This window comes from Lactococcus termiticola (assembly GCF_003116835.1).
Lineage (GTDB): Bacteria > Bacillota > Bacilli > Lactobacillales > Streptococcaceae > Lactococcus > Lactococcus termiticola.
Genome location: NZ_BFFO01000012.1, coordinates 1 through 26,688, shown reverse-complemented (window position 1 = coordinate 26,688; position 26,688 = coordinate 1). Strand labels below are relative to the sequence as shown.

The following is a 26,688-nucleotide window of genomic DNA, read 5'->3' as shown; positions in this document are numbered from 1 at the left end:
ATGCAAAAATTCTACGTCCGTGGGATTACTGCAGGTGCGGATAAGGGCTAAACATTTCAGAAAACAGCTTATGACAGCTGTTTTTTTGCTGGCTTGCATCAGCTTTCCCATTTTATTTTTATAAAGCTAAGAATCCTTTAAGCCATGGCCTTGCAGGCTATTTCTATTTACTAAAATATTTTGTTATAATGGTGTAATCATGGATGACAAAAAATATAAACGCCTGCAGTATCTCGCGAAGAATGTAGATTATCTTTCAATCCGAGAACGGCTCGAATATGATGAACTCTTGAATGAATATGCCCGAGCATCAGGGACTGAAACGGCTGTCGAAGAGCCAGCAGCTGATTTTTATGAGCCGGAAGAAAAGGCTTCTGACTCAGATTTCACTGAAGATTTTGACGAAGGGCATGACTCATCATACAGCTCTCCAAGTAGTCCTTCTGCTTCCGTCCCCCTCAGCAAAAGAGGACGTTCAGCTCAAAAATCGTCTGATGACAAGCAAGATAAAAAAGGCAAAAAAAATAAGAAGGGCAAGAAAAAACGCCATTGGGGGCGCTGGATTCTGGCCCTGATTCTTCTGATTATCGTGACGATGGGCGGTTTCTTTGCCTATGGCTACCAGCGTGGTGTCAAGCATGAAGGTGGTGTGATTAAGGCTGAGAAATTCAACGGCCAGGCTAATTCTGACGGCTCGACCAATATCCTGATTCTGGGGGCTGACCAAAGGCCCTGGCAGACTTCTGGCATTGCCCATTCTGACTCCATCATGGTCCTCCATATCGGTGGCAAGGGCAAGCCTCAGCTGGTCAGCTTCATGCGGGACACGCTGGTCAATATTCCAGGTGTAAATGCAGATGGTAGCAACGACGTCAACTATAAAATCAATGCTGCCTATACTATTGGCGAGCAAAATAACCACCAGGGGGCCGAACTCATGCGGGAGACCCTCCAGGAAAACTTTGGTATCAAGTGCCAATACTATGCGGTTGTTGACTTCTCAAGCTTTGCGACCATCATTGACTCACTCTTCCCTGGCGGTATTGAGATTGATGCCCAATTCTCTACAGTTGGAGGCCAGACCCTGCCTGCCGTCCCTGTCCCAGATGACCTGGCAGACACAGAAGGGATGGCTTCAAGCGACAAGAGCCTGACCGCTGAGGAAGCGGCAGAGCTTGGCTACCCGGATGGTGGCGGGATCTTTATGATGATTCAGCCAGGAAAGCAAAAGATGAATGGCCGGACCCTGTTGAACTACGCCCGCTTCCGTCATGATGACGAGGGCGACACTGGCCGTGTCAAACGCCAACAGCAGGTCATGCAGACCATTATCAGCAAGGTCAAGAATCCCCTCTCCCTCTTTACCGGGGCCTCTGCCCTTGGGACAGCCCGGGCCGTAACCATGACCAATATCCCAAATTCCGTCCTCATGACCAAGATGCTCTTTAGCCTCCTTGGCATGAAGGACCTCAGCAGCACCACCGTCCCATCAGCCAACGACTGGCAGGACGGCTACGACCTTGATGGTGGTAGTGGTTTGTTGATTGATTTTAATAAGTATAAGAGTGTGGCTGAACAGCTTTTGGGTTCTTAATTTAATGAGAGTAGTCTTATGGACTACTCTTTTGTTGTGATCTGAGCTGTCGTTTCGTTTCGGAAATCCGGCAAAAAAGCATAGTGGGGCCGACAGCGAAGCCTCCGGCTTCCATGCCTAGATTTGAAGCCCCGTTGGGTCTTCAAATCTGCCTTATTCCACTATGTTTCGCCGGATTTCCTTCACTTCACTGGCTAGTCTTTATCTATTAAATATACTATTAAAGACTAGGGCTCGCCCATAGTGAAAAAGGCAATTTTGGAGCCCTATCGGTCTCCAAAATTAGCAATGAAAGCGAAGCTTTGCTTGGCCCATGCGACTAGTCGCTTTAGCGACTTAGCGAGCATGGAGAGCATAGTGGCGGAGCCACGAAGATGGCCTCACTATGGGCGAGCCCTTTTCTGGACTGGAGCACTATTGTTTCAATAACTACCATATTAAAGAAATTTAATGCTGAAAACACCGATAGTGGAGTTGTGGAGAAGCCATAAGAAACTGTGTCATTAAGGCAAATCTGGAGACCTCGGGCTCCAGATTTAGCAATGAGACACCGTAGGTGTCTGCTTGCGGCCACACAGTTCTCTTATGGCTTCTCCACAACGGAACGGAACAGAACGGAAAGAAAAGAAAAAATGAAGAAAACTCCGCTTTCTCCATCCCAAAGCCTTTTTGAAGCATTTTAGCCCTCAAGGCTCCCCTTGGTCGCATTGCTGGCTCAAAACCTCAAACAAAAAAGCCTACATCAGGCCTTTTGCTTTTTCTTCAATAAACTCCACCACCTGCTCAATGGTCTTACCCGTACTATCCAAAAGCACGGCATCCTCGGCCTGCTTCAATGGGGCAGTCTTACGGTTCATATCCTTCTCATCCCGGGCAGCGATTTCTTGCTTGAGGGCTGTAAGATCCGTCGGAATCCCCTTGGCCAGGTTTTCCTTATATCTGCGTTCTGCCCGCTCGTCAACCGAGGCAATCAGATAAATCTTCAAATCGGCCTCTGGTAGGACGACCGTCCCGATGTCTCGGCCATCCATGATGATGCCTGAGATTTCAGCAATCTTTCTTTGTTCTGCCACAAAGAAGTCCCGAATCGCTGGCTCTGCCGCCCACTTAGAGACCTGGTTGGTCACGTCGTTTTGGCGGATGGCTGAGGTCACATCCTCATCGCCGAGAAAGACGAGCTGGCCCCCTTCAGCATTCTTAAAACGGACCGCTTCTTTTTCAAGGACAGCAATCACAGCTTCTGCCGTCTCAAGCTGGTCTCTCAGGGCAACATAGGTCGCCGCCCGGTACATGGCCCCGGTATCTAAATAAAGCAGGCCTAAGTCCTGTGCGACCAACTTTGCAACCGTTGATTTTCCACTTGAGGCAGGCCCGTCTACTGCGATTTGAAATTTTTTCATGACATCTCTTTTCTAAAAAATAAAGAGTGCTAAAGCACTCTTTTTATTCTATCAAATTTTATTTTAATTTCAAGACTTGGCCGGGATAGAGGGATGTCCCATCAGCATTATAGCCTGTCGCTGAGACATTGTTCAAGGCCATGATGGTCGTCCAAGGTACACCAGTCTTTGAGGCAATCTGATTAGGGAAGTCGCCGGCGACGACGGTATAGGTCGCCCCTGCTTCAGATGAGGACGATGAAGAGCTTGACGCTGCCGTTGAGCTCTCAGCTGAAGTCGCATCACTCGAAGCCGATGCCGACTGGCTGACCGAGCTGGATTGCTCTACCCCAGCAAAGCTATTGTCCAACTGCTGGTTATTGATCGTCCGGTTATTCCAGAAGAAGAAGGCCAGAACCAGACCTAAAATGACGAAGAAAATGACCAACAAGAAGGTCAAGACCTTGTTAGTCTTGGGCTTCTGTTCGGGCTTTTTCTTTTGTGGATGCGATTTTGCCTTTTGTTTCTCACGGTCACGACGCATCGCCCGGTAGATTTCATTTTCGAGCGGATCAGTTTGGCCAGCCATCTTTCGACCTTTCTTCTTTTATGATAATAAGCTATAATCTATTATATGAAGATAAAACTCCAAATAGAAGATTGCATTGCTTGTGGTCTCTGTCATGTCAAGGCTCCTGAGATTTTCGATTACGACGACTCAGGCCTGGTGCGTTTTTACGCTGACAAGGAGGCAGGGGAGATTGAGCTCAAGGAATCCGACGGCTTGATCGAAGCCATCAAACATTGTCCTACCGGGGCCATCAAGGCGACAAAGTAGAACCGTCCTTAAAACATAGTCACATTTTATCACAAATTCCACTGCTTTTTCAATAAATATACCAAATAATTTCATAAAAGTCCTCGAGATTACAAGTTCTTGAAATTCTAAGGAAGCAGAATCCGCCTGAAAACCCTTTACTATGAGCTTTTCAAGGCTCTTTTTTTATATTGTTCTCATAAAGGGCTCATATAATGCTTGCAAATGCTTTCATTTGTGTTATACTATACAAGTAATAATTTTTATTATAAAAAATAAAAGGAGGTTACTCACATTGAGTATCGGAATTGTTATTGCGAGCCACGGTGAATTCGCTGCTGGTATCCAACAATCTGGTTCTATGATCTTCGGTGAGCAAGAGAAAGTACAAGTTGTGACTTTCATGCCAGGCGAAGGACCAGATGATTTGCATGCCAAAATCGAAGCCGCTATCGCAACCTTTGATGCCAACGATGAAGTGCTTGTCCTTGCTGACCTTTGGAGCGGTTCTCCATTCAATCAGTCAAGTGCAGTCATGAACGAAATGGCTGATCGTAAGATCGCCATCATCACAGGCCTCAACTTGCCAATGCTGATTCAAGCCTACACTGAACGCATGATGGATGCGGAAGCAGGCGTTGAAAAAGTGGCAGCCAACATTATCAAAGAAGCTAAAGCGGGCATTCGCGCGCTTCCTGAAGAGCTTCAACCTGCTGAAGAAACAGCAACTGCTGGCCCAGCAGCTATGCAAGGTGCGATTCCAGAAGGAACTGTCATCGGCGATGGTAAGATCAAAATCAATCTTGCCCGTATCGATACACGTCTCCTCCACGGTCAAGTCGCAACGGCATGGACACCTGAATCAAAAGCAAACCGTATCATCGTCGTTTCTGACAATGTCGCTAAAGACGAAATGCGTAAGACTTTGATCGAACAAGCGGCTCCTCCAGGAGTACACGCAAACGTTGTTCCAATCAAGAAAATGATTGAAGTCGCTAAAGACCCTCGCTTCGGTGATACTAAAGCCCTTCTCTTGTTTGAAACACCTCAAGACGCACTTGCTGCGATCGAAGGTGGTGTCCCTGTGACAACCTTGAACGTTGGTTCAATGGCCCACTCACAAGGGAAGACCTTGTTGAACAGCGTCTTGTCAGTCGACAAAGAAGACGTTGCTGCTTTTGAAAAAATGCGTGACCTCGGCGTTGACTTCGACGTTCGTAAAGTCCCTAATGATTCAAAATCAGACTTGTTCGCTTTGATTAATAAAGCAAACGTTCAATAATCTGTCATTTATTTATTGTAATTGTATAAAGGAGAATTTCTAAAATGAGTGTTATCTCAATTATTTTGGTTCTTATCTTCGCTTTCCTTGCCGGACTCGAAGGTATCTTGGACCAATGGCAATTCCACCAACCAATTCTTGCATGTACATTGATCGGTCTCGCAACTGGTCACTTGGCTGCAGGTGTATTGCTCGGTGGTGCACTTCAAATGATCGCCCTTGGTTGGGCAAACGTCGGTGCCGCTGTCGCACCTGACGCGGCTTTGGCTTCTGTAGCCTCAGCTCTCTTGATGGTTAAAGGTTGGGACTGGTCACATGGTAACCCTAACGTCCAAGACCTCCAAACCTTCATCGCCTCAGCTATCGTGCTTGCAACTGCAGGTCTCGTATTGACTACCCTCGTTCGTTTCATCAACGTTGGTACTATCCACTTGGCTGATGCTGCTGCTGAACGCGGTTCATACGCTGGTGTTCAAGGATGGCACATGTTTGCCCTCCTCCTCCAAGGTTTGCGTATTGCAATCCCTGCAGGGATCATCACAGCCGTACCTTCACACGTCGTTGCAGACGCTTTGAACGCTATCCCAGACTGGCTTAAAGGCGGTCTTGCTGTTGGTGGTGGTATGGTCGTTGTCGTTGGTTACGCGATGGTTATCAACATCATGGCAACTGCTGAAATCTGGCCATTCTTCTTCCTCGGTTTCGTTCTTGCACCACTTGCTCCAAATGCAGCAGGCCTCAACGGTCTCTCATTGATCGCAATGGGTATCCTTGGTGTGGTTATCGCCCTTATCTACCTGACACTGTCAGAAAACAAGGGTAACGCTGGTGCCGCTGGTGGATCTGCCGATCCGATTGGCGACATCTTGAACGACTATTAAGAAAGGAGATTGAACAAAATGGAAAACAAAAAATTTAGCCTTTCTAAAAAAGAACGTTTTAGCGTTATGATGCGTTCAATGTTCTTGCAAGGTTCATGGAACTACGAACGTATGCAAAACCTTGGTTTCTTGTATGCCTTGGTTCCTGCACTTAAGAAATTCTACCCAGCTGGCTCTGAAGAAGCAAAAGAAGCTTTGAAACGCCACATGGAATTCTTTAATACTCACCCATACCCAGCTGCACCTATCCTTGGTGTAACACTCGCCCTTGAAGAAGAAAAAGCAAACGGTGTCGATGTCGACGACGCAGCAATTCAAGGTGTGAAGGTTGGTATGATGGGACCCCTCGCCGGTGTTGGTGACCCAGTCTTCTGGTTCACACTCCGTCCTATCATTGGTGCCCTCGGTGCGTCACTCGCATTGACTGGCTCAATCGTTGGTCCTATCCTCTTCTTCGTCCTTTGGAATGCTATCCGTATCGCCTTCCTCTGGTTCACACAAGAATTTGGTTACAAACAAGGTACTGCCATCACTCAAGACTTGGGCGGCGGTCTCCTTCAAAAGGTTACTAAGGGTGCATCAATCCTTGGTATGTTCATCCTTGGTGTCTTGATCGAACGTTGGGTTAACATCAGCTTCACTGGTCCTAACGCAATGCTTCCAAAACAACCATTGGCTGATGGTGCCTTCAACGGTGCTTGGGTCACTCATGCTCAACACGCTGCTGATTACACAGCTTCTGCACCTGTCTACATGGCTGGTCATGGTTCAAAAATCATTGACGCTGCTAATATTGTACAAGAAACAGTTGGCGGACAACTCGTTCACGTCGTTAAAGGGACGCACGATATCGTAAACTACGTTTCTGTTGCAAACCTTGGTAACTTGAACATCGATGGTTCTACACTTTCATCAATCCTTGGCAATGCGTCATCACTTGGTTTGAACACCTTCAAACAACAATCATTGACTGACGTATTCAACTCATTGATTCCTGGTTTCGTTGCCTTGATCCTGACCTTCATCATTCTCTGGATCTTGCGTAAATGGAAGAACCGTAACGCTCCACTCGTAATTATCATCGGACTCTTCGTGTTGGGTATTCTCCTTCACATCGCAGGTCTTGCATAATTCATTTAAGAGTCCAGCTTCGGCTGGATTTTTTTGTGACTTGCTGTCGGCTGGCCCTTCGGGTTTGGGGATGTTTCAAATAATGGAGTGCTCGGGGAGCTAGCTGCGACTATTTCTAAGTGTCTCTTAGTCTCGCTTACGCGAGCCGTTGAGCCACTAAGAAATAGTACTTGCGGATCTCCCCTGTGCGAAACATACGACAGCAAAGCTGTCGATGTTTCCATTATTAGAAAATCCCCTTTTGGCTTGGCCTTCGGCCGTTTGGCAAAGCCAAACCCGCAAAGCGGTCCGGCGAAGCCGGGAGCGAAGCTCTAAACTCAGGGGATTTTCTAGTAGTGGGATTACCGACAGCTCTGCTGTCGTGTAATCCGCGGAGCGGAAATCCGCAAGTAGCGTTGGTTTGCCATGCGACGGCTCGCGTAAGCGAGACTGCCCGAGGGTCTTAGTGCTTTAGCACTTAGACTTCCGGGACAGCCTGACCTAATATCGAAGATGTGAGGTTATTGGCTAAGCAGGGCTTAGCGACACTCGAAGCTAGTTCCGCGAGCACCCACTACTAGAAACATCCCCAACCCCGATAAGGGATCAGCCGTCCGCAGGACATTTGGTATGTAAGGGTTTTTATGCTATAATGGTAGCTATGGTACAATCAATTAATACAAGGGCTGACTTGGTCAGCGAAGCTATTTCATATCTGGGCCTGCCAAAATATGGCAAGCTGATGCTTGGTGACCGAGGGATTGAGTTTTTCTCTGATCGAAACGTCGCTGATAACATGACCTTCCCCTGGGAGAGCATCGGTGCCCTTGAGGGCCGGGTCATTCGCAAGAAGAAAATCGGTCGTAATTTTACGATTGTTCTTCAGAATAAGTCTAAGGTCCGCTTCTCAAGTAAGGAAGCCGGCAAGGTCTTAAAGGTTGCCCGAGAGCACTTGGGCGATGAGAAGGTCGTAAGATCTCAAACCTTCATTGGTGGCGTCAAGAACATCCCTGGCAACTTTATCGCCCTCTTTAATAAAAAGGATAAGCTCGATGTCTAATTTACTAAAAGAAGCCAAGGGGCAGATTTACCTCGGCACGGTTGAGAACGGCATCATTCATCTGACTGACGAGGGCCTGACTTTTTCTTATAAGAACAAGCGTCTTGGCTCTGATATTAGCCTGCTTTGGGCTGATGTCCTTCAGGTCGAAATAAAGCTGTCAGCAACTAAGAAAATCGGTAAGCAATTCTCTATTACAACGGAGAAAAGCTTCCTCAAGTTCTCGTCAGATGAAGCTCCACAGCTCTTGAAGATCATTGGACAGCAGGTCGGCACTCAGAAATTCACGAAGGCCAAGAGCCTGCTCAATGTTTTTACCAATCCCTTCAAGTCATAATTGACAAGCCCCCAAAAACCTGCTAAAATAAAGTAAGAAAATGAAACCGTCATCAAAGCTTTCACAGAGAGCCCGAGCTGCTGAGACCGGGCAAGGCTGGACTCTTTCTTCTATTCTTTAGACATTCTTATGAAAATAAGAAGGGCCCAGCACCTTACGCTGATTGAGAAAGAAAAATAGGTGGAACCGCGGTTGTCGCCCTGTTAATACAGGGAGAGACTGCGGTTCTTTTATTTTATAAAAAACTAAGGAGAACCAATCTATGCTCGACATTAAAAAAATTCGCTCAGACTTTGACGGCGTGGCAGCAAAGCTTGCCAACCGTGGTGTCAAAGAAGAGACCCTCGCAGAACTGCGTGACCTCGACATCAAACGTCGTGAACTCATCGTCAAATCTGAAGAGCTCAAAAAAGAACGCAATACTGTTTCTGATGAAATCTCACAAATTAAACGTGATAAGGGCGATGCCTCTGAAAAGATTACAGCCATGCAGAAGGTCTCTGCAGAGGTCAAAACAATCGATGCTGAGCTCGCTGACATCGAAGAAAAACTCACTACCTACACTACAACCCTGCCTAATCTCCCCCACGACTCTGTTCCTGTCGGGGCTGATGAAGATGAAAACGTCGAAGTCCGCCGTTGGGGTACTGCACCTGAATTTAGCTTTGAACCAAAGGCCCACTGGGACCTGGGCGAAGACCTGGGTATCCTCGACTGGGAGCGTGGTGGTAAGGTCACAGGTTCCCGCTTCCTCTTCTATCGTGGTGCTGGAGCCCGCTTAGAGCGTGCCATCTACAACTTCATGCTCGATGAGCATGCCAAAGAAGGCTATACAGAGATGATTCCGCCTTACATGGTCAACCAGGACTCTATGTTTGGGACCGGCCAATATCCTAAGTTCAAGGAAGATACTTTTGAGCTCAAGGATGACCGTGGCTTCGTCTTGATTCCTACGGCTGAAGTGCCTCTGACCAACTACTACCGAGATGAGATTTTGGACAACAAGGAACTGCCCGTTTACTTCACAGCCATGTCTCCATCATTCCGCTCTGAAGCTGGTTCTGCAGGCCGTGACACCCGTGGTTTGATCCGTCTCCACCAGTTCCACAAGGTTGAAATGGTCAAGTTCTCTAAGCCTGAAAATTCTTATGATGAGCTTGAAAAGATGGTCGAAAACGCTGAAAATATTCTTCAAAAACTCGGCCTGGCCTACCGTGTCATCACACTTTGTACGGGCGACATGGGCTTCTCCGCTGCTAAGACCTATGACCTCGAAGTCTGGATTCCAGCTCAAAACACCTATCGGGAAATCTCTTCATGCTCAAACTGTGAAGACTTCCAGGCCCGCCGTGCTCAAATCCGCTACCGTGACGAAGATGGCAAGGTCAATCTTCTGCACACACTGAATGGCTCAGGCCTTGCCGTCGGCCGTACCGTCGCAGCCATTCTTGAAAACTACCAGAATGAAGATGGCTCTATCACAGTGCCTGAAGTCCTCCGTCCTTATATGGGTGGCCTTGAAGTGATTAAATAAGTTGTTGTCAGGCCCATACTGCAAATAAAAAAGCCGTCCCGATAATAAGGGGACGGCTTTTTCTGTTAGCCTAGCCTTCTTATGCCTGCTTCTTTCTTCTTTTTAGGAGAGCGAAGAGGATGAGGAGAAGGGCAAGGAGGCTTGTCGCTAGGGCAACTAGGTAATGTTTTATGAAGCGGATAAAGCTATTGGTTTTGGCCTGGTATTTTTGACTAACTTGGCTGCTTGGCCTTTTGCTTTGGAGGGACTGCTTGGCTTTTTCTTGTGGGTCTGCTTGGGAGTTTACTGGGGCTTGAGGGGGCTGGCTTGGGCTGGCTTGTAGCATCGGAGTTGCTAGCGTTTGAACTCTGGCTGGGAGACCTTGGCTGGCCTGTGGAGCTTGTGGGCTGCTTGTTGCCTTGATGACTGGAGGGCTGTTCCTATTGCTGTTGGAGAGGGAGGTGCTGTCAGTGCTGTCGCTCTTCCAGGACAGGCTTTGTGATTGGCTAAGGGAGAGGCTTGGACTGTTAGAATGTGAGATAGATAGGGAGCCCTGATGTGAGCTGGAACTGCTCAGGGAAATGGAGGCCGACTGACTCAGAGATAGACTCTCGAAAAGGGACTGAGAGGACTTCTGAGAGTTGCTGGCTGAGAGGCTGAGGGAATGGGAGAGGGATTCTGATAGTAAACCAGAGGCTGAAAGCACATCGCTTAGCGATATACTCGTTGATAGAGAGCTTGAGAGCGAACTAGAATTTGCTATTGAAACACTCAGCGAGCCACTTATCGACTCTGACACAGATAGGGAGCTTGACATTGAATCAGAAGCGCTCAAAGACCGACTCAGCGATTCAGAGTCGCTTAGGGAGTTGGCGTTACTTGTCGACTCTGATGTTGAGATTGAGCTACTCAAAGATAGGCTCCTAGAGATAGGCTCCTAGAGAGAGACTCCGAGACTGAGCCCGAAATTGAAAACGTCTCACTGATTGAAGCACTCGCTGATTCAGATTCCGAAATAGAGCTAGATTGTGATTCTAAATCACTGACTGAACGGCTCACTGATTCTGACTCTGAAACTGATTTTGAAGCTGACTGACTCAGAGAAACTGCTTCCGACAAGGAAAGCGAATCGCTCAATGATTGGGACGTCTGCATAGAATCTGAAAGAGATAGAGATAGGCTTGATGAAAGCGAATTAGATAGAGAGCTCGAGCCAGACATCAATTCTGAAAATGAGGCCGATTGAGACGCTGAGCTAGAAAGCGATGTTGATATTGAAAGGCTCAAAGAACGGCTGGCAGACACTGAAGTTGAATGAGAGTCACTCAGAGATGTGCTCATAGATAAGGACTCAGAGACTGCTATGGAACTCGACAGGAATTCGCTCAGCGAACCACTTGTCGACTCTGACTCAGCAACTGAGCTAGAGCTTGATTGGCTCAGGGAAACTTCTTCCGACAAGGAGACTGATTCACTCAATGATTGAGAAGCCTCTGTAGAGCTAGAATCGGACAAGGATAGACTGGTCGAACTTGACGTTGAAAGTGAGCCTGAAGCCGAAACTGATAGCTCTTCTGACAAGCTCTGCGATTCTGAAAGCGAAGTCGACTGGGAGACTGAGTCAGACAAAGAATTTGAGCTAGAAAATTGCTCTGACAAACTTTGCGATTGAGATAGCAACTCTGAAGCACTTTCAGAAAGAGAATTTGACGCTGAGATTGAAGCTTGCTCACTCGTCTCCTTAGATTCCGACCTAGACAAAGACTCGCTCAATGACTGAGAAACTCGTGCTGAATTAGAATCTGACAGTGAAATCGATAAGCTCGTTGAACTTGACGCTGATAGTGAGGTTGATAGTGAGGTTGACAGATAATTTGAATGAGAAGCGCTCAGAGATGTGCTCTCAGATATGGACTCTGAGACTGAAATAGAGTTTGAGATTGATTCGGACTCACTAACTGAGCCACTGATAGACCTTGATTCCGAAACTGAGCTAGAGAGTGATTGACTCAAGGAAACTTCTTCCGATGTCGAGTTTGAATGGGATAGTGAAAGTGATAGACTGGTCGAGCTTGATGTTGAAAGTGAGGCTGATAGCTGTTCTGACAAGCTTCGTGATTGAGACAGCAACTCCGAAGCACTTTCTGAGAGAGAACTTGACTCTGAAATACTTGTTGAAAGCGAACTGGATTCTGAAGCCTCCTTAGAATCAGATGCGGAGAGCGATGCACTCAGCGATTGAGAAGCCTGGATAGAGCTAGAATCTGATATCGAAGTGGATAGGCTAGTCGAACTCGAGGCTGACAAAGACTCAGAAAGTAAAGTAGACTGAGAATTTGAAATAGAAAGCTGGTCTGACAACCTTTGCGAATCGGACAGCGACAATGACAAGCTCATCGAGCTCGACAAACTCGCCGACCCCGATACACTTCCAGAAATCGACTCTGACTGACTCAAAGACAAGCTCACAGAATGTGACAGCGAAGCCTCTCGTGAATCCTCAGCCGATAAACTGCTCGACAGGCTGACTGAATTTGAAGCCGAAGCGACTTCCGACTCTGAATTTGAAAGCGAAGAACTCAATGACTCAGAAGCCCAGACAGAGAGCGAGCTAGAATTCGACAGGGAAGTAGAGAGACTCGTCGACAGGCTAGCAGACTCAGACAACGAGACCTCCTCCGAAAGCTGAGCTGAAACCGAACCACTCATCGAGGCCGACAAAGAAAGACTGGTCGAGCTACTCAGCGACTGCGAGACCAGCTCTGACATAGATTCTGACCGAGACTGACTCTCAGAAAGCGACAGCGAGCTCGGCTGACTCATCACATAGCCGACATCGATCTGCATGGTCCCCGCCTGATAATAACCTGAATAAGTCGTCATCCCTGAAGACTTCCCAGCATCGCCAAAAGTCGTCACTGTCCCATCTGCCGAAGTCACGTTGACCACGGAGTTCCAGACGATCCCCTGTGCGTCAGTGTAGCTGTCGGCCCAATTTCCAACATCAATCGGACTCCCCACCGGCTGGTTAAAGCTTTTCTCCACTGGGACAGAGCCCAGCAGGCTGGTCGTCAGCGAGATGGTCGCCGCGTCAGCAGTCAGGACCGCCTGAAAGGCATTGCCTGTCTTATTGATGGGATTGGCAGACTCGGCCTCAGCAAGGCTGGCATAAGACTTGCCGTCAGGACCCGTCACTGACTGAATAGAGTAACCTGCAGGCAGGCCCGCCCCTGTAAATCCAGGAATAACCCCAACATTCCCGCTGAAGCTTTCAGCATCAGGCAGGCTGCCCTGGAGCTGACCAGGATTTGAATTATAACCCGGTGTGTCCGAAGCCCAGCTATAGCTGAGACTGGCCTCTTCTTCTGAGCTCTCATATTGGACGTTAATCACGTTGGGACTAGCATTTGAGGCCGTCGCATCCTGGACCGTAATCGTGTTGTCCGGCTGGTCTGACTTATAGGTCAGATTAGCATCGAGGGCCTGGATGGCTGTGTAGTTATAGGTCGTGGACATATCGGCCGAGCGGGTCGACCGACTGCTTAGGTCTGAGACCCGGACCTTGTCACCGACATTGGCCATGATACTGGCCGGCGGATGTCCGGCCAGAGGCTTTCCTGTCTTGCTGTTGACAAAGTTGACCTGGACCGGAGCCATGGCCCGACTCCCTGTCCCCGGCTTTGTCGGGTCCATCTGGACGCTGAGCCAGCCAGGATTTAGGTCGCCGACCCCGCCCATCCAGGCATAGCGGGTCGAGACAGGCAAGGTCATCACCGTCTGGATGGTCATCCCGCTAGGCCCTCCATTGACAGGATTCTTGCCATTCATGGTTGTGCTAGCAATCAAGTTGAAGCTCATGGTCCCTGTGACCGTGTTATCTGCGTTAACCGTCGTCGGTGTCCATCTTACGGTGTAGGGCTGATTGGCTCCCTTTCCCGTGCTGGCAACACCGTTGGTATAGGTAAAATCACTCGCTGACTGCCAGGCCTGACCGTTTGTGGTATCGAGCTGGTTTTGGCTGTCATAGTCAGCGTAGACCAGATTGCCCGAGCTGTCTGTCTTACGGATGACCATCTCTTCGCTGGGCTTATATTTTGCCTCATTGCCGTCAACTGCAGGGCCGTGGTTGAGCGCATCATGATACCAGAGGTCACGCCCGATAAAATAGCTGTTGGGCAGGCCCTGAATCCCCAGATGATAGGAATTTCTAGAGCTGGCCCCATTGAGAAAGTCTTCTTCAGAGACACCCGTAAAGACCAGGCCTAGAAAGTCACCCCGGTGCCAGTTATCATTGCCGGCGATGACCAGATTGGCCGAGATTGAAAAACTCTCACGCGTGTCAAGGGCAGCGGGTGGCAGACCAATTCCGATCTGATTGGTCTTATTTTGAACCAGGCGAATCATGTTGTTGAAGGTTGTGAGGTCGTTGTTTCCAAAGAGGCGATAGTTGGTTGCCGTCCCCAGCTGGAGATTGTCGAGCTTGTGATTTCCCGTGTCCAGCTTGTCGCCAGGGGCGATCAGGCCGGCAGATGTCCCCGAAAGCCTCGTCCTTGCAAGCTCCGAACTGGCTGGAATCCTATCCAGACCGTCCTTCATCCCCATGGTCTCCTCTGCCGAGACCTCAATCGCCGCCTCGACTAACACTCCGCCAAGAACGCCAGAGACCGTCCCAATCGCCGCATAGAGCCAACCTTTCTTGCGCTTATACATCCGGTAGTGTAGCTTGATTTCTTCATGTCTATTGACCGTTTTCTTAGACATTAAACCCTCCTTAATAGATTAATTTTCATTTAATTCTATCTAAGATAAAGAGGCAACAAAAGTGTTAACTGATGAAATATTGATGAAATCATTAGCTTTTCAGGATTTGTAGGAAATTTAACGGAAATTTTTAGGGTTCTCTATTTGGAACGGTTTTTGGATGGCGGGTTTGAGATTTTCGGATGTTCGTCTCTATGTAGGAGAAGTTTTTTCTCTCATCTGGCTTCAATTTTAGATTTATGGGTCAGGATGATAAAAGTATCGAAAGAGCTAGAAAGGCTGTTAGAAAGGGATTTTAAGAGGGTTACCCTCCATCCTTTATTTTTGGTAAAAATACCAAATCCCTCCTCAACCCAGCGCTTAAAATCACAAAATGCCAACAATTTTTACAAAAGAAAAAAGCCCCAAAAGGGACTCATCTCCTAATCTAAAGCCCGAATCTCCAACACCATGTCCCGCAACTGGGCCGCAGCCTCGAAGTCGAGCGAAGCCGCAGCCTCCTGCATCTCCTTCTCGAGCTTGGCGACGAGGGCCTTGCGTTCTTTCTTGGTCATGGCTTCGGCATGGATTTCTTCGACCTCGCCATTTTCCGTCTTCTTGGTAATGGCAATCAAGTCACGGATTTCCTTCTTGATGGTCTGAGGCACAATGCCGTGGGCTTCATTGTAAGCCATCTGGATTTCACGCCGGCGGGCGGTCTCGTCGATTGCCTTTCGCATGGACTCGGTCATATTGTCACCATACATAATGACCTTTCCCTCTGAGTTCCGGGCGGCACGTCCGATGGTCTGAATCAGGCCACGTTCATTGCGCAAGAAGCCTTCCTTATCCGCATCGAGAATGGCAACCAGCGAGACTTCTGGCACGTCAATCCCTTCACGAAGAAGGTTAATTCCGACCAGGACGTCAAAGACACCCAGGCGGAGGTCGCGGATAATCTCCGTCCGCTCCAAGGTCTTGATGTCTGAGTGCATATATTTGACCTTCACGCCCATGCCCTTGAAATAGTCGGTCAGGTCTTCTGCCATCTTCTTGGTCAGCGTGGTCACAAAGACCCGCTCGTTCTTTTCAATCCGCTCGTTGATTTCACCTAAGAGGTCATCGATTTGCCCCATCATTGGCCGGACTTCAACGACAGGGTCAAGGAGGCCGGTCGGCCGGATGATTTGCTCAACAACTGTCTCCGTCTGCTCCTGCTCGTAGTCGCCCGGCGTGGCAGAGACGTAGACAATCTGATGGACATGTTCCTCAAATTCTTCCCGCTTCAGAGGCCGATTATCCAGGGCTGAAGGCAGGCGGAAGCCGTAGTTGACCAGCATGTCTTTACGGGCCCGGTCGCCATTATACATGCCCTTGATTTGGCCCATGGTCATGTGGGACTCATCAATCATGATGAGGAAGTCATCAGGGAAGAAGTCAAGGAGGGTAAAGGGTGGCTCGCCTTCGCTACGGCCATCCATGTGCCGAGAATAGTTTTCTACCCCATTACAGTAACCCATCTCGCGGAGCATCTCGATGTCATAGTTGGTGCGTTGTTCCAGGCGTTGAGCTTCAAGGAGCTTGCCTTCATCACGGAATTTCTTGAGCTGAACCTCAAGCTCTGCTTCAATCTTGGCAATCGATTCTTCCATCCGCTCGTCATTGGTCATGAAGTGGGTGGCAGGGAAAATCGCGATATGGTCAACATCTGCAATCACTTGCCCTGTCAGGACTTCAATTTCACGAATCCGGTCAATCTCATCGCCGAAGAACTCGACTCTGAAGGCATGCTCATCCCGAGAGGCCGGAAAGACCTCAACCACGTCGCCACGCACACGAAAACGCCCCCGCTGAAAGTCAATGTCATTGCGCTCAAACTGGATATTGACCAGGTCGTTCAAAAGCTGATCACGACTGATTTCCTGGCCAGGACGGAGTGAAACTACGCTATCCTGGTATTCCTTGGGCGAACCCAAACCGTAAATACAAGAGACAGAGGCCACGACAATCACGTCGTTTCGCTCAAGTAAGGAGCTGGTCGCTGAGTGGCGAAGTTTGTCAATTTCATCATTGACCGAACTATCTTTTTCGATATAGGTGTCAGAGCTTGGCACATAGGCCTCTGGCTGGTAGTAGTCATAGTAAGAAACGAAGTATTCGACCGCATTATTGGGAAAGAACTCCTTAAACTCACTATAAAGCTGGCCGGCCAGTGTCTTATTGTGGGCCATGACCAGAGTCGGCTTGCCGGTGCGGGCGATGACCTGACTCATGGTATAGGTCTTCCCTGTCCCGGTCGCACCCATCAAAATCTGGGCCTTTTCGCCATTTTCAATACCGTCGACCAGCTCTGCAATTGCCTGGGGCTGGTCTCCGGCTGGCTCATATTTTGAGACCAGGTCAAATTTATTGTCTGTGATGCGTTCTATCATTTTATCTTATCCTTAAAGTAATCGAGCACTGTTCTGTATAATCCTGCCTTGAAGCCAAACTGGCTGTAATCCAGCTCTGCCAGGTCGCACCAGAGATACTGGGCAAACTCCTCATCATGCTTGGATATGTCGAGCTTGGCGCCAGGCCTGAGTTTGACCAGATACCAGTCCTGCTCTTGGCCCTTGAAGGTCCATGTCGAAAATTCCAAATCTGGAGGAAAATCATAGCGGAGCTTTTCTGGATAACGGGCGATGAAGTCAAAGTCGCTGGTCGAAAGCTCCTCCATGAGCTCCCGCTTCAAGGCTGCTTCGGAGCTTTCGCCCTCATCAATGCCACCCTGAGGAAAGCCCCAGGCCATCCGGTCAATCCGCTCGCCGACCCAGATTTTACCTTCTTGATTGATGACGATAGCCGCCACATTTTGCCTATAGTCCGACATGCCTGCTCCTTAAAAGTTATAGTTCAATTTTACCATTTTTAAGGCCTAAAGTATGCTATAATTAACTTATATTGACCAGTTTTTAGAGGGAGAAATCATGACCGCAACAGAACAAGAAATCCAGGCGAAATTGACCGCCGCTGCCCATTTGATCGACATGAATGACATCGTCCGTGAAGGCTACCCGACCCTGCGTGAGGTCGCGACTGAAGTCGACTTTCCGCTCAGCCAAGAGGACATTATCCTGGGTGAAAAGATGATGGAGTTTCTGAGAAACTCACAAGACCCTGTCATGGCTGAAAAACTCGGCCTCCGTGGTGGTGTCGGCCTCGCCGCCAACCAGCTGGGCCTGACCAAGCGGGTCATCGCCGTCCTGGTCCCAAATGACCCAGAAGTTGACGAAGAAGGCAATGAAGTCGCCCCTGCCGAAGCCTACAAGATGCAGGAAATCATGTATAATGCTAAGGTAGTCAGCCACTCTGTCCAAGATGCCGCCCTCGAAGTCGGCGAAGGCTGTCTCTCCGTCGACCGTGAAATCCCTGGCTTTGTCGTCCGCCATGCCCGTGTGACCGTCGAATACCAAGACAAGAACGGCGAAAAGAAAAAAATCCGCCTCAAGGGCTTCGAGTCAATGTGTGTCCAACACGAGATTGACCATACCAATGGTGTGATGTTCTATGACCATATCAATGCTGAAAATCCTTGGGCCATCCAGGATGGTATGCTCGTTATCAAATAGGAGAAAAGACACTTGACAAGAGGGATTGATTTGGTATAATGAAAGCATAAAAGCGACCTGCTGCTACAGGTCGCCCTAGGTCGAGTACTAACTTTGGTTAGCGTTGACGGGAGTCAACGCTTTTCTTTATGCTGTAGGCGATGGCTAAGCGAATTGCTAGCCTACCCAAAGCATCAAGAACAAGGAAAATCGTAAATGCTATTCCAAGGCTCAAAGCTGGATGGCGTAGCTGGCTTCTTCTGCCTTAGCTTGATTATAGGGGGGCTTATGCTGGGCCTAATTAAAGTTTCTTGTATTATTAATTATTAAGCTACCATTTTCAGACTTTATAATTAGCTTTTTACAATCAAGAAAATCTTTGTTTATTAATGGTTGTTTGGCTCTTACTTCTCCGTCTAAAGCACAGGAGGTTAACACTGTAGCAGTCAATACATTTGTTCTCATCGGAAATCCAGTTTTTGGATCCAAGAGATGATGGTAAACTGCACCATCTGTTAATAACTTCCGATTGGTAACGCCAGTCGTCGTCACAGCCCCCGCCCCAGTCTTCACAATCTTGACAGGCCGACCAGCCCCCAAAAGCGGATGCTTAATCCCAACTCTCCAAAGGCCATCACCATGCTCCGGACTCTCGCCAATAAAGCGAATACTACTTGCCCCAAGATTGACCACAGCCTGCTCCAAGCCCTCAGCCTGAAAAAAGTCAGCGACCCGGTCAGCAATATAGCCCTTGGCAATCCCGCCCAAGTCCACCTGCATGCCCTTCTGCTTGAGGAAAACGGTCTGCTCAGCCGAATCAAGCTCGACTTCATCCGGATTCATCAAAGGAAGAAGCGCTCGGATTTCCTCATCACTCGGCCGTCGAGCATCCTCAAAGCCTATCCGCCAGAGCTGACTCAGCGGGCCAATTAAGATGCTGAAGCCAAGCTCTCTCTTCGTTGCTACAAGGCCATATTCTATAAGCTCAAAGGTTGCTGTACTGACCTTGACAGGCTGAACTCCAGCCTCCCGATTGATTTTACAGACTTCAGAATCCTCCCGATGCAGACTAAATAGGCCCTCATAATGCTCAATCAACTGCTCAGCTTCCAGCAAGAGCTCAGGCCTCTCCTTATATATCGTCAGGCGGACATTGGTCCCCAAAGCCCGAAAAGCTCTCGTAAGCTTCTTCATTCCTATTCCTGTTCCTATTCCTCAGAAGCTCCAGCCAGGGCATCCAGGCTGAGTAGTTCTTGGCGGACTGGACCCATGACACTGACAAAGTCAACAAAGGCTCCAAAAGAGCTTTCTAAAAATTTAATGGTCTTGGCATCAACAAGATTACCATTGGCATCAAAGGCTGTCTTGGCCTCAGATAACATGAACTGGTGGCCCGGCATGACCATGGCCTCAAGGCCTGGTGACTGCAAAATCGTCCGGAGATTTTCCTGGGCGTAGACTGTGCCGAGCTTTCCAAGAGAAGCCCCTACAATCATGATGGGCAGTTCTTTCAGCGGATGACTTGACTCCCAGGAGAGCCACTCGAGGACACTCTTGAGGGCTGCAGGAACAGCGTGGTCATATTCTGGTGTGGCAATGATGAGGCCGTCAGCCCCCATCAGTTGCTCTGTCATGGCTGAAATCCCGGCTGGAAGCTCTGGCTCGTCTTCTGAAAAGAGAGGGAGGCCTGCAATCTCTAAAATCTCAATTTCCACAAATGGAAACAGGTCCTTCATAAACCAGAGGAGCTTGCGGTTATAACTAAAATTGGCATTGGTCCCGACCAGGCCAAGGAGCTTCATCTTCTTATTTTCCATAGCTTCTATTTTACCTTAAAGAGCCAGTCTTCACAAAGAATCTGGCTTTATAAAAAAGGCCTGTCATTCAGGCCTTTTTATTCTTATTTAGCAGTATCTCCATCTGCGGAAACAGCTTCAGACTGCTTGTTTTCATTGACTTCTTTATGGTTTGAAATCACAATCTTGCCGTCAATCAGGTCAGCCGTCAGGTCCTTGTACTCAGGATGCTCGATATAGAAGTCTGCGATGGCATCTTCAATATGGTCCTGGATGGTCCGACGTAGAGGTCGAGCCCCCATCTTAGGGTCATAGCCGAGCTCGACGAGTTCTTCTTTGACCTCTGGGGTCACTTCCAGATGGATGTCATTGCGGGCAATTTGTTGGTTGACCTCATCAATCATCAGATCGACAATCTGGAGGAGGTTTTCCTTGCTCAGGGCCTTGAACTCAATGATCCCGTCAAAGCGGTTCATGAACTCAGGGCTAAAGAAGTTGTCCAACTCGCCAAGGACTGAGTTGGTCCGGCCTTCACGGGCGGCACCAAAGCCAACATTGGCCTCGACTTTGCCGGTACCAGCATTAGAAGTCATGATAATGATGGTGTCCTTGAAGCTGACAGTCCGGCCCTGGGCATCGGTCAGACGGCCGTCGTCCAGGATTTGCAGGAACATGTGCATGACGTCTGGGTGGGCCTTTTCGACCTCATCTAAAAGAATCAGACTATAAGGATTCCGGCGGACCCGTTCGGTCAGCTGGCCAGCTTCTTCATAGCCGACATATCCTGGAGGGGCACCAATGAGCTTGGCCACACTGTGTTTTTCCATGTATTCACTCATGTCAAAGCGAATCATCGAATCCTGCGAACCGAAGAGCTCGATGGCCAACTGCTTAGCCAGCTCGGTCTTGCCGACACCGGTCGGGCCGACAAAGAGGAAGCTACCAATCGGCCGGTTGGGCTTGCCAAGGCCGACACGACTACGACGAACAGCCTTAGAGATCTTCTCAATGGCTTCATCTTGGCCGATGACATGGGACTTAAGGTCAGACTCCAGGTTAATCAGCTGAGCCTGCTCTTTTTCCTTGAGGTCGCCGACAGGGATATGAGTCTTCTGCTCGACAATCTGCTCAATATCTTCTTCCATGATAATCGGTACATCGTCGTCAGAGACCTCATGTGTCGCCAGTTCCTTGAGCTTAGAAATCTGGTCACGGAAATGAGCCGCCTTTTCAAAATCCTCAGTCCGCATGGCTTCATTCTTTTGCTCTTCGGCATCAGCAATGCGGTTTTTGAGGTCTTCTGGGTCGACAAATTTCAATGTCAGGTTCTTCTTAGAGCCGGATTCATCGAGCAGGTCAATTGCCTTGTCTGGTAGGAAGCGGTCCTGGATATAGCGGTTTGAGAGGTAGACGGCCGCTTCAATCGCCGCATCGCTATAGTGGACATGGTGGTAGTCCTCGTAGCGTTTTTGGATGCCCTTGAGGATCGTCAGCGTCTCTTCGATAGAAGGCTCAGCGACGGTAACAGGTTGCATCCGGCGCTCTAAGGCGGCGTCTTTTTCGATGATGCGGTATTCGTTGAGGGTGGTCGCACCGACTAGCTGGAGCTCACCACGAGCCAGGGCTGGCTTGAGGATATTGCCGGCATCCATATTGCCATCGCCTGCAGAGCCGGCTCCGACGATTTCATGGATTTCGTCAATGAAGAGAATTACGTCATTACGGCTCTTGATTTCATCCATGAGCTTCTTCATCCGCTCTTCAAACTGGCCACGGATACCTGTCCCTTGGACCAGTGAGACCACATCAAGGCGGATGACCTGCTTGCTGGCAAGCTTTTGAGGGACATCGCCATCGACGATTTTTTGGGCGAGGCCTTCGACGACAGCGGTCTTCCCTACACCTGGCTCGCCGATGAGGACAGGATTGTTCTTGGTCCGGCGGTTGAGGATTTCGATGACCCGCTTGATTTCTTCATCACGCCCAATGACGGGGTCAATCTCGCCACGACGGGCAGCATCAGTGATATTGATGCCAAATTCTTCGAGGAGGCCTTGGTTCTTCTTAGCCCTTGGATTGCGAGGTCCAGCAGGGCCACGACCGCCAGCCTGTGTTGGCGGGGTCTGGCCTTGGGCCCTGTCGTTGCCATGCAGGGCATTAAAGATGTCTGGGAATGGGTTGTATGGGTCTTCAGACTGGTTGGAGCCGTTAAAGAGGCCTTCTTCCCCGCCAGACTTCATGATTTGGTAGCAATTTTGACAGAGGTCGGTTTGTTTCTTTTGACCATTCACACTGGTATAGAGATGGATGGTCGCTTCATTAATATTACAGTTTTGGCAAAGCATAGCTGTCCTCCTTTTAAGCATCTAAAATGGCCAGATGGCACTTTGACCAATTTTGACCTTTATAAGATTTATTATAATCATTTTCTAAGATTTTAGCAAATAATTTGCTTTTCATTTGGGTTTTATGAGCATAAGAACCTCCCGTAGATAGCAGTGGCTCCGATTGCTGATGCTCTGAGCTGGTAATGCGACAGAAGGGAGCATTGAAGGCATTATTGTATATCAGCGATTCTCCCTAAAGTTCCCCAGCAAAAAAACCTCCAAAAACTGGAGATTTCAATAATCACATGATCAAATGAACTAAGCTGTCTACATAAAGTCACGCAAAGGCTTGCTCCGACGTGGATGACGCAGTTTCTTAATAGCTTTTGCTTCAATCTGACGAATCCGTTCACGGGTGACCTTAAACTGTTTGCCGACATCTTCCAGCGTGTGCATCCGTCCATCATCAAGACCGAAACGCATGCGGAGGACGTTTTCTTCACGGTCAGTCAAAGTGTCCATAACCTCGTCGAGTTGCTCACGCAAGAGGACACGGTTAGTGTAGTCAACCGGGCTTTCAATCACATCGTCCTCGATGAAGTCACCCAAGTGACTGTCATCTTCTTCACCGATTGGTGTTTCAAGTGAGACTGGTTCTTGAGCAATCTTCAAGACTTCGCGGACCTTGTCCGGTGTCATGTGAAGCTCTTGGCCGATTTCTTCAGGTGAAGGATCACGCCCCAGGTCCTGCAAGAGTTGACGTTGGACCCGGATGAGCTTGTTAATGGTTTCTACCATGTGGACCGGAATACGGATGGTACGGGCTTGGTCAGCAATCGCACGTGTGATGGCCTGACGGATCCACCAGGTCGCATAGGTTGAGAACTTGAAGCCTTTGGTATGGTCAAACTTATCGACCGCCTTCATCAAGCCCATGTTTCCTTCTTGAATCAGGTCAAGGAACTGCATACCACGGCCAGAGTAACGCTTGGCGATTGAAACCACCAGACGCAGGTTGGCCTCAGCCAGCATTTGCTTAGCCATCTCTGCTTCCTCACCGCCAGCGATAATCGCTTCGGCAAGCTTGGTTTCTTCATCGAGCGAAATCAATGAATAACGCCCGATTTCCTTGAGGTACATGCGGACAGGGTCATCGATGCGGACATTAGTGACAATCTCTTCCATGGCCTCATCATCGACCTTGTCTTCTTCTTCGGTCTTGGCCTGGAGGGCCATCTCACTTGGATTACCGTCTTTGTCTACGATAGAGATGCCTTCGTCTTGAATCTGCTGGAGGAGCTCGTCTATGGCTTCTGCTTCCAGGCCAAATTTAGAGACGAGCTCTTCTTCAATCTCAGAATCCAGGGCTTCTGACAGGGGCTTCCGCTTCTTAATATAGGCTTTGACGGCCTTTTCAAAGGCTGTCACATCAAAGCTTTCTTCAGTCGCTTCCTTTTGGGCGGCCTTGCTTGCTGACTTCTTGGCAGGGACCTTGGCCTTACTTTCAGCCTTAGCCTTTGGAGCAGGCTTTTCTTCAGCCTTTTCAGCCTTCTTAGCTACTGGCTTTTTAGCGACGGCTTTTTTCTTAGCTGAAGCCTTGCCCTGCAAGCTCTTGAGGAGCTCAGCCTCTTGCTCAGCTGTGATTGAGCTGGAGTGAGATTTTACCTCAAAGCCCAGTTCTTGTGCCTTTTCGATCAGTGTTTTATTGTCGACATCTACTTCTTTAGCAATTTGGTTAATACGTTTTTTTGTTTCTGCCAATGTTTACCTCCTGGGCGATTGGTGCATCATACAAATTATAACAGTTTTTTCTTCTGATTAATCAATGCAAGTGTTAATTCAAACTCACGTTCAGCATTCCCGGCCTTCTTGGCGGTTTCCAGCTGGTTTTCTAAGGCCTCATACTTGGCCATCTCCATCTCCTTGGCAAAGCTAGCAAGGAGGTCTTGGATTTCTTCGTCGCTGGCCTCTTCAGGCAGATCCCAGCTGATGATTTGATAAAAGAGGCTCCGCTCTTCATCGTTCTTGAGCTGGTCTGCAAAACGACTCGGCTCAATATCTTCAAAGGTCATCCGCTCTAAGATTAATTTTTCAAACAAATTTTGATAATGCTTATGGACAAAACGGAAGTCTTCATCATTTTCAAAATCTTTAAGCAACTTAGACTGATAAATCATCCGGTTGAGAAGTTGCTCTTCAGCCCGCTCAGTCCTAGACCGCCTGGGGATCTGAGGACTCGCCTGGACCTGCTGTTGTTGAGGCCGAGGGGCATAGGGCTCTCCTGGATCAAAGTCAGGGATTGGTGGCTCTGGTATCGGATAGCCAGTATCCTCTGCTATAAACTCCGCCGCTTGCTCAAAGCTGGCCGACTGATTGTTTTCCCGCCTCAGATTAACCGCCTGCTCGACCTGCTGATAATCAAAGTCAGGCAACAGCTCGACGAGCTTGCGGATATAGAGGTCCTGCGAGGTAATTGAGGGAAGCTTGACAATTTCAGCCGTCATCTCCTCTAAGAAATCCAGCTGGCTCTGCAGGTTATTAAGATTGGCCGGCCTTTGATAGTCCATCAAAAACTCCAGAGGCTGGATTCGCCCTTCCGTCATCAGCTTGGCCAGGGCTTCATAAGAATAGCTCTTAGCGTATTCGTCAGGGTCCATGCCTTCAGGAATCCGGACAATCTCAGTCTGCTTCTGGCCTAAGAGGTCAAGTGCCTTATATATCGCATTTTGTCCGGCATTGTCACCATCATAAAGCAAAATATATTTTTTCGCAAGCTTTTTGAGCCGGCGGACATGCTTTTCAGTCAGGGCCGTCCCCATGGTGGCCACGACATTGAAAATCCCGGCCTTGTAGGCAGCGATGACATCCATCGGCCCCTCCATCAGATAGACTTCTTTTGACTTGCTGATAGTAGGCTTTGCCTTGTCCAGATGAAAGAGCTCAAAGGACTTATCATAAATCTCGGTGGCCTGGGTGTTGATATATTTCCCCCGGCTCTCGTCATTCTCCTGCCACTTTCGGCCTGAGAAGGCGACTACGTGACCGTATTCATTGGTCACGGGAAACATGATCCGGTTGCTAAAGGCATCAAAGGTGCGATTGTTAGAATAGCGGAAGAGCCCGGACTTGGCCATAACTGCCTCATCAAACTTTGATGAAAGATTTTGATAAATAAAATCCTGCTCTTCAGGAGCCAGGCCCAGATTAAAGGCCTTGATGATTTCAGCTGTGATGCCCCGTTTTTCAAGATAGGCCTGGGCCTTTTGTCCCAGCTCTGTCGAAGTCAGGAGCATGTTGTAGAGCCTTGCCGCCTGGTTATTCAGGTTGTAGAGGGGGGCGTTGGGATTTTCTTTCTGCTCTTTTTCTCCCAATGATAAGGAAACACCTGCAAATTCAGCCAGCTCTTTGACCGCATCTTGGAAGCCAATTTGCTTGTGTTCCTGAAGAAAGCTAATATGATCACCAGATTTACCACATCCGAAACAATGGTAGAAGCCTTTTTCGGCATTAACATTAAAGGAAGGAGTTTTTTCACCATGAAAAGGGCAAAGTCCAATATAGGACTTTCCATTTTTACTTAGGGCAACATATTGTGAAATCACATCTACAATGTTGACTTTACGTTTTAGTTCAGCAATTTCATCTGTCTTTAACATGGCATTCCTCCTTTCTCAAACTGAAGGACTCTATAAAGCCTAAAAGAGGCCTATTTTTCAATAGACCTCAAACAAAGGGGAGTAAGGGATTCGAACCCTCGCGCCGGTTTCCCGACCTAACGATTTAGCAAACCGTCCTCTTAAGCCTCTTGAGTAACTCCCCAAAAGATAATTAGGTAAATGCGGGATGCATTTATGGGAATTCCAGGATTCGAACCTGGGACCCCTGCGTTATCAACACAGTGCTCTAACCAACTGAGCTAAACTCCCAATGTAACCTTACGTATGGATCTTGCAGGACTCGAACCTGCAACCGCTCGGTTATGAGCCGAGAGCTCTAACCAGTTGAGCTAAAGATCCAGCTACAAATTTTTAATAGCGGCGAAGGGGATCGAACCCCCGACCTCTCGGGTATGAACCGAACGCTCTAGCCAGCTGAGCTACACCGCCAAATTGTTACTTACTTGATTGCTCAAGTAATCGGGAAGACAGGATTCGAACCTGCGACACCTTGGTCCCAAACCAAGTACTCTACCAAGCTGAGCTACTTCCCGGGTGATACTTATGTAATGCATACACCGAAGTGTAATGCAAGCGGTAGGATTC

General features: G+C 48.6%; 20 protein-coding genes and 5 tRNA genes. 10 read left to right on the top strand and 15 right to left on the bottom strand.

Annotated features, from left to right (window positions below):
• Positions 1-199: 199 nt before the first annotated feature.
• Entirely contained in the window at positions 200-1,594 is a 1,395-nt protein-coding gene (locus NtB2_RS07755) for an LCP family protein (RefSeq protein WP_109246381.1), read from the top strand.
• A gap of 737 nt (positions 1,595-2,331) precedes the next feature.
• On the opposite strand, the gene cmk is transcribed toward NtB2_RS07755, so the two are convergent.
• Positions 2,332-2,994 carry a (d)CMP kinase gene (gene cmk, locus NtB2_RS07750; protein WP_109246380.1) on the bottom strand — a complete coding sequence of 221 codons (663 nt, stop codon included), beginning with the start codon at positions 2,992-2,994 and terminating at the stop codon, positions 2,332-2,334.
• Between the two features lie 58 nt (positions 2,995-3,052).
• Positions 3,053-3,562: an SAG1386/EF1546 family surface-associated protein gene (locus tag NtB2_RS07745; RefSeq protein ID WP_109246379.1), complete on the bottom strand. Its 510-nt coding sequence runs from the start codon at positions 3,560-3,562 to the stop codon at positions 3,053-3,055.
• Between the two features lie 45 nt (positions 3,563-3,607).
• Here NtB2_RS07745 and NtB2_RS07740 point away from each other — a divergent pair, with 45 nt between their 5' ends.
• The 8 genes from NtB2_RS07740 (at position 3,608) to NtB2_RS07705 (ending at position 10,914) form a co-directional block, all read left to right on the top strand.
• The gene (locus NtB2_RS07740) at positions 3,608-3,811 is read left to right on the top strand and encodes a ferredoxin (protein WP_109246378.1); all 204 of its coding nucleotides are present in this window, start codon (positions 3,608-3,610) and stop codon (positions 3,809-3,811) included.
• 274 nt (positions 3,812-4,085) lie between these two features.
• The gene (locus tag NtB2_RS07735) at positions 4,086-5,072 is read left to right on the top strand and encodes a mannose/fructose/sorbose PTS transporter subunit IIB (protein ID WP_109246377.1); all 987 of its coding nucleotides are present in this window, start codon (positions 4,086-4,088) and stop codon (positions 5,070-5,072) included.
• 35 nt (positions 5,073-5,107) lie between these two features.
• Positions 5,108-5,953 carry a mannose/fructose/sorbose family PTS transporter subunit IIC gene (locus NtB2_RS07730; protein WP_201797353.1) on the top strand — a complete coding sequence of 282 codons (846 nt, stop codon included), beginning with the start codon at positions 5,108-5,110 and terminating at the stop codon, positions 5,951-5,953.
• Positions 5,954-5,971: 18 nt separating this feature from the next.
• Positions 5,972-7,084, top strand: a complete 1,113-nt coding sequence (locus tag NtB2_RS07725) for a PTS system mannose/fructose/sorbose family transporter subunit IID (RefSeq protein WP_109246375.1) — start codon at positions 5,972-5,974, stop codon at positions 7,082-7,084.
• 640 nt (positions 7,085-7,724) lie between these two features.
• Positions 7,725-8,123, top strand: a complete 399-nt coding sequence (locus NtB2_RS07720; protein ID WP_109246374.1) for a DUF956 family protein — start codon at positions 7,725-7,727, stop codon at positions 8,121-8,123.
• Entirely contained in the window at positions 8,116-8,460 is a 345-nt protein-coding gene (locus tag NtB2_RS07715; protein ID WP_109246373.1) for a DUF956 family protein, read from the top strand. Before NtB2_RS07720 ends, NtB2_RS07715 begins: the two co-directional genes overlap by 8 nt.
• A gap of 262 nt (positions 8,461-8,722) precedes the next feature.
• Positions 8,723-9,994 carry a serine--tRNA ligase gene (serS, locus tag NtB2_RS07710; RefSeq protein ID WP_109246372.1) on the top strand — a complete coding sequence of 424 codons (1,272 nt, stop codon included), beginning with the start codon at positions 8,723-8,725 and terminating at the stop codon, positions 9,992-9,994.
• Between the two features lie 620 nt (positions 9,995-10,614).
• The gene (locus NtB2_RS07705; RefSeq protein ID WP_109246371.1) at positions 10,615-10,914 is read left to right on the top strand and encodes a hypothetical protein; all 300 of its coding nucleotides are present in this window, start codon (positions 10,615-10,617) and stop codon (positions 10,912-10,914) included.
• Here the strand turns inward: NtB2_RS07705 and NtB2_RS08665 are convergent.
• The 3 genes from NtB2_RS08665 to NtB2_RS07690 all read right to left on the bottom strand — a co-directional run bounded on the left by NtB2_RS08665 (position 10,883) and on the right by NtB2_RS07690 (position 17,585).
• Positions 10,883-14,734: a KxYKxGKxW signal peptide domain-containing protein gene (locus NtB2_RS08665; protein ID WP_109246370.1), complete on the bottom strand. Its 3,852-nt coding sequence runs from the start codon at positions 14,732-14,734 to the stop codon at positions 10,883-10,885. The genes NtB2_RS07705 and NtB2_RS08665 overlap by 32 nt on opposite strands.
• Before the next feature lie 422 nt (positions 14,735-15,156).
• Positions 15,157-17,145, bottom strand: coding sequence for an excinuclease ABC subunit UvrB (gene uvrB / locus NtB2_RS07695; RefSeq protein ID WP_109246369.1), 1,989 nt, complete (start codon positions 17,143-17,145; stop codon positions 15,157-15,159).
• Positions 17,142-17,585: an RNA pyrophosphohydrolase gene (locus tag NtB2_RS07690; RefSeq protein WP_109246368.1), complete on the bottom strand. Its 444-nt coding sequence runs from the start codon at positions 17,583-17,585 to the stop codon at positions 17,142-17,144. Before NtB2_RS07690 ends, uvrB begins: the two co-directional genes overlap by 4 nt.
• A 97-nt stretch (positions 17,586-17,682) precedes the next feature.
• Between NtB2_RS07690 and def the strand changes: the two genes are divergently transcribed.
• Positions 17,683-18,324, top strand: a complete 642-nt coding sequence (def, locus tag NtB2_RS07685) for a peptide deformylase (protein ID WP_109246367.1) — start codon at positions 17,683-17,685, stop codon at positions 18,322-18,324.
• A 276-nt stretch (positions 18,325-18,600) separates the two neighbouring features.
• On the opposite strand, the gene NtB2_RS07680 is transcribed toward def, so the two are convergent.
• The 10 genes from NtB2_RS07680 to NtB2_RS07635 all read right to left on the bottom strand — a co-directional run bounded on the left by NtB2_RS07680 (position 18,601) and on the right by NtB2_RS07635 (position 26,636).
• Positions 18,601-19,497, bottom strand: coding sequence for an FAD:protein FMN transferase (locus tag NtB2_RS07680; RefSeq protein ID WP_109246366.1), 897 nt, complete (start codon positions 19,495-19,497; stop codon positions 18,601-18,603).
• A gap of 14 nt (positions 19,498-19,511) precedes the next feature.
• A complete protein-coding gene (locus tag NtB2_RS07675; RefSeq protein ID WP_225867062.1) occupies positions 19,512-20,120 on the bottom strand; it encodes an NADPH-dependent FMN reductase in 609 nt (202 codons plus the stop codon).
• A gap of 83 nt (positions 20,121-20,203) precedes the next feature.
• Complete coding sequence (locus NtB2_RS07670) at positions 20,204-22,444, bottom strand: ATP-dependent Clp protease ATP-binding subunit (protein WP_109246365.1); 2,241 nt, start codon at positions 22,442-22,444, stop codon at positions 20,204-20,206.
• A gap of 309 nt (positions 22,445-22,753) precedes the next feature.
• Positions 22,754-24,187 (bottom strand): RNA polymerase sigma factor RpoD, encoded by a 1,434-nt coding sequence (gene rpoD / locus NtB2_RS07665; protein WP_109246364.1) that lies wholly within the window; start codon positions 24,185-24,187, stop codon positions 22,754-22,756.
• A gap of 35 nt (positions 24,188-24,222) precedes the next feature.
• Positions 24,223-26,082, bottom strand: coding sequence for a DNA primase (gene dnaG / locus NtB2_RS07660; protein ID WP_109246363.1), 1,860 nt, complete (start codon positions 26,080-26,082; stop codon positions 24,223-24,225).
• A gap of 75 nt (positions 26,083-26,157) precedes the next feature.
• Positions 26,158-26,245 (bottom strand) — tRNA-Ser (locus tag NtB2_RS07655).
• Between the two features lie 33 nt (positions 26,246-26,278).
• Positions 26,279-26,352, bottom strand: a tRNA-Ile gene (locus tag NtB2_RS07650).
• 16 nt (positions 26,353-26,368) lie between these two features.
• A tRNA-Ile gene (locus NtB2_RS07645) sits at positions 26,369-26,442 on the bottom strand.
• A 16-nt stretch (positions 26,443-26,458) separates the two neighbouring features.
• Positions 26,459-26,532, bottom strand: a tRNA-Met gene (locus NtB2_RS07640).
• Between the two features lie 30 nt (positions 26,533-26,562).
• Positions 26,563-26,636: transfer RNA gene (locus tag NtB2_RS07635), tRNA-Pro, on the bottom strand.
• Between the last annotated feature and the right edge of the window lie 52 nt (positions 26,637-26,688).

What these genes read in the sequence shown, in the direction of transcription:
- NtB2_RS07675 (WP_225867062.1), bottom strand. Translation starts at nt 20,120, where the DNA reads ATGGAAAATAAGAAGATGAAGCTCCTTGGCCTGGTCGGGACCAATGCC.
- NtB2_RS07725 (WP_109246375.1), top strand. Translation starts at nt 5,972, where the DNA reads ATGGAAAACAAAAAATTTAGCCTTTCTAAAAAAGAACGTTTTAGCGTT.
- NtB2_RS08665 (WP_109246370.1), bottom strand. Translation starts at nt 14,734, where the DNA reads ATGTCTAAGAAAACGGTCAATAGACATGAAGAAATCAAGCTACACTAC.
- uvrB (WP_109246369.1), bottom strand. Translation starts at nt 17,145, where the DNA reads ATGATAGAACGCATCACAGACAATAAATTTGACCTGGTCTCAAAATAT.
- dnaG (WP_109246363.1), bottom strand. Translation starts at nt 26,082, where the DNA reads ATGTTAAAGACAGATGAAATTGCTGAACTAAAACGTAAAGTCAACATT.
- NtB2_RS07715 (WP_109246373.1), top strand. Translation starts at nt 8,116, where the DNA reads ATGTCTAATTTACTAAAAGAAGCCAAGGGGCAGATTTACCTCGGCACG.
- NtB2_RS07720 (WP_109246374.1), top strand. Translation starts at nt 7,725, where the DNA reads ATGGTACAATCAATTAATACAAGGGCTGACTTGGTCAGCGAAGCTATT.
- NtB2_RS07755 (WP_109246381.1), top strand. Translation starts at nt 200, where the DNA reads ATGGATGACAAAAAATATAAACGCCTGCAGTATCTCGCGAAGAATGTA.
- NtB2_RS07690 (WP_109246368.1), bottom strand. Translation starts at nt 17,585, where the DNA reads ATGTCGGACTATAGGCAAAATGTGGCGGCTATCGTCATCAATCAAGAA.
- serS (WP_109246372.1), top strand. Translation starts at nt 8,723, where the DNA reads ATGCTCGACATTAAAAAAATTCGCTCAGACTTTGACGGCGTGGCAGCA.
- NtB2_RS07745 (WP_109246379.1), bottom strand. Translation starts at nt 3,562, where the DNA reads ATGGCTGGCCAAACTGATCCGCTCGAAAATGAAATCTACCGGGCGATG.
- NtB2_RS07740 (WP_109246378.1), top strand. Translation starts at nt 3,608, where the DNA reads ATGAAGATAAAACTCCAAATAGAAGATTGCATTGCTTGTGGTCTCTGT.
- cmk (WP_109246380.1), bottom strand. Translation starts at nt 2,994, where the DNA reads ATGAAAAAATTTCAAATCGCAGTAGACGGGCCTGCCTCAAGTGGAAAA.
- def (WP_109246367.1), top strand. Translation starts at nt 17,683, where the DNA reads ATGACCGCAACAGAACAAGAAATCCAGGCGAAATTGACCGCCGCTGCC.
- NtB2_RS07670 (WP_109246365.1), bottom strand. Translation starts at nt 22,444, where the DNA reads ATGCTTTGCCAAAACTGTAATATTAATGAAGCGACCATCCATCTCTAT.
- NtB2_RS07680 (WP_109246366.1), bottom strand. Translation starts at nt 19,497, where the DNA reads ATGAAGAAGCTTACGAGAGCTTTTCGGGCTTTGGGGACCAATGTCCGC.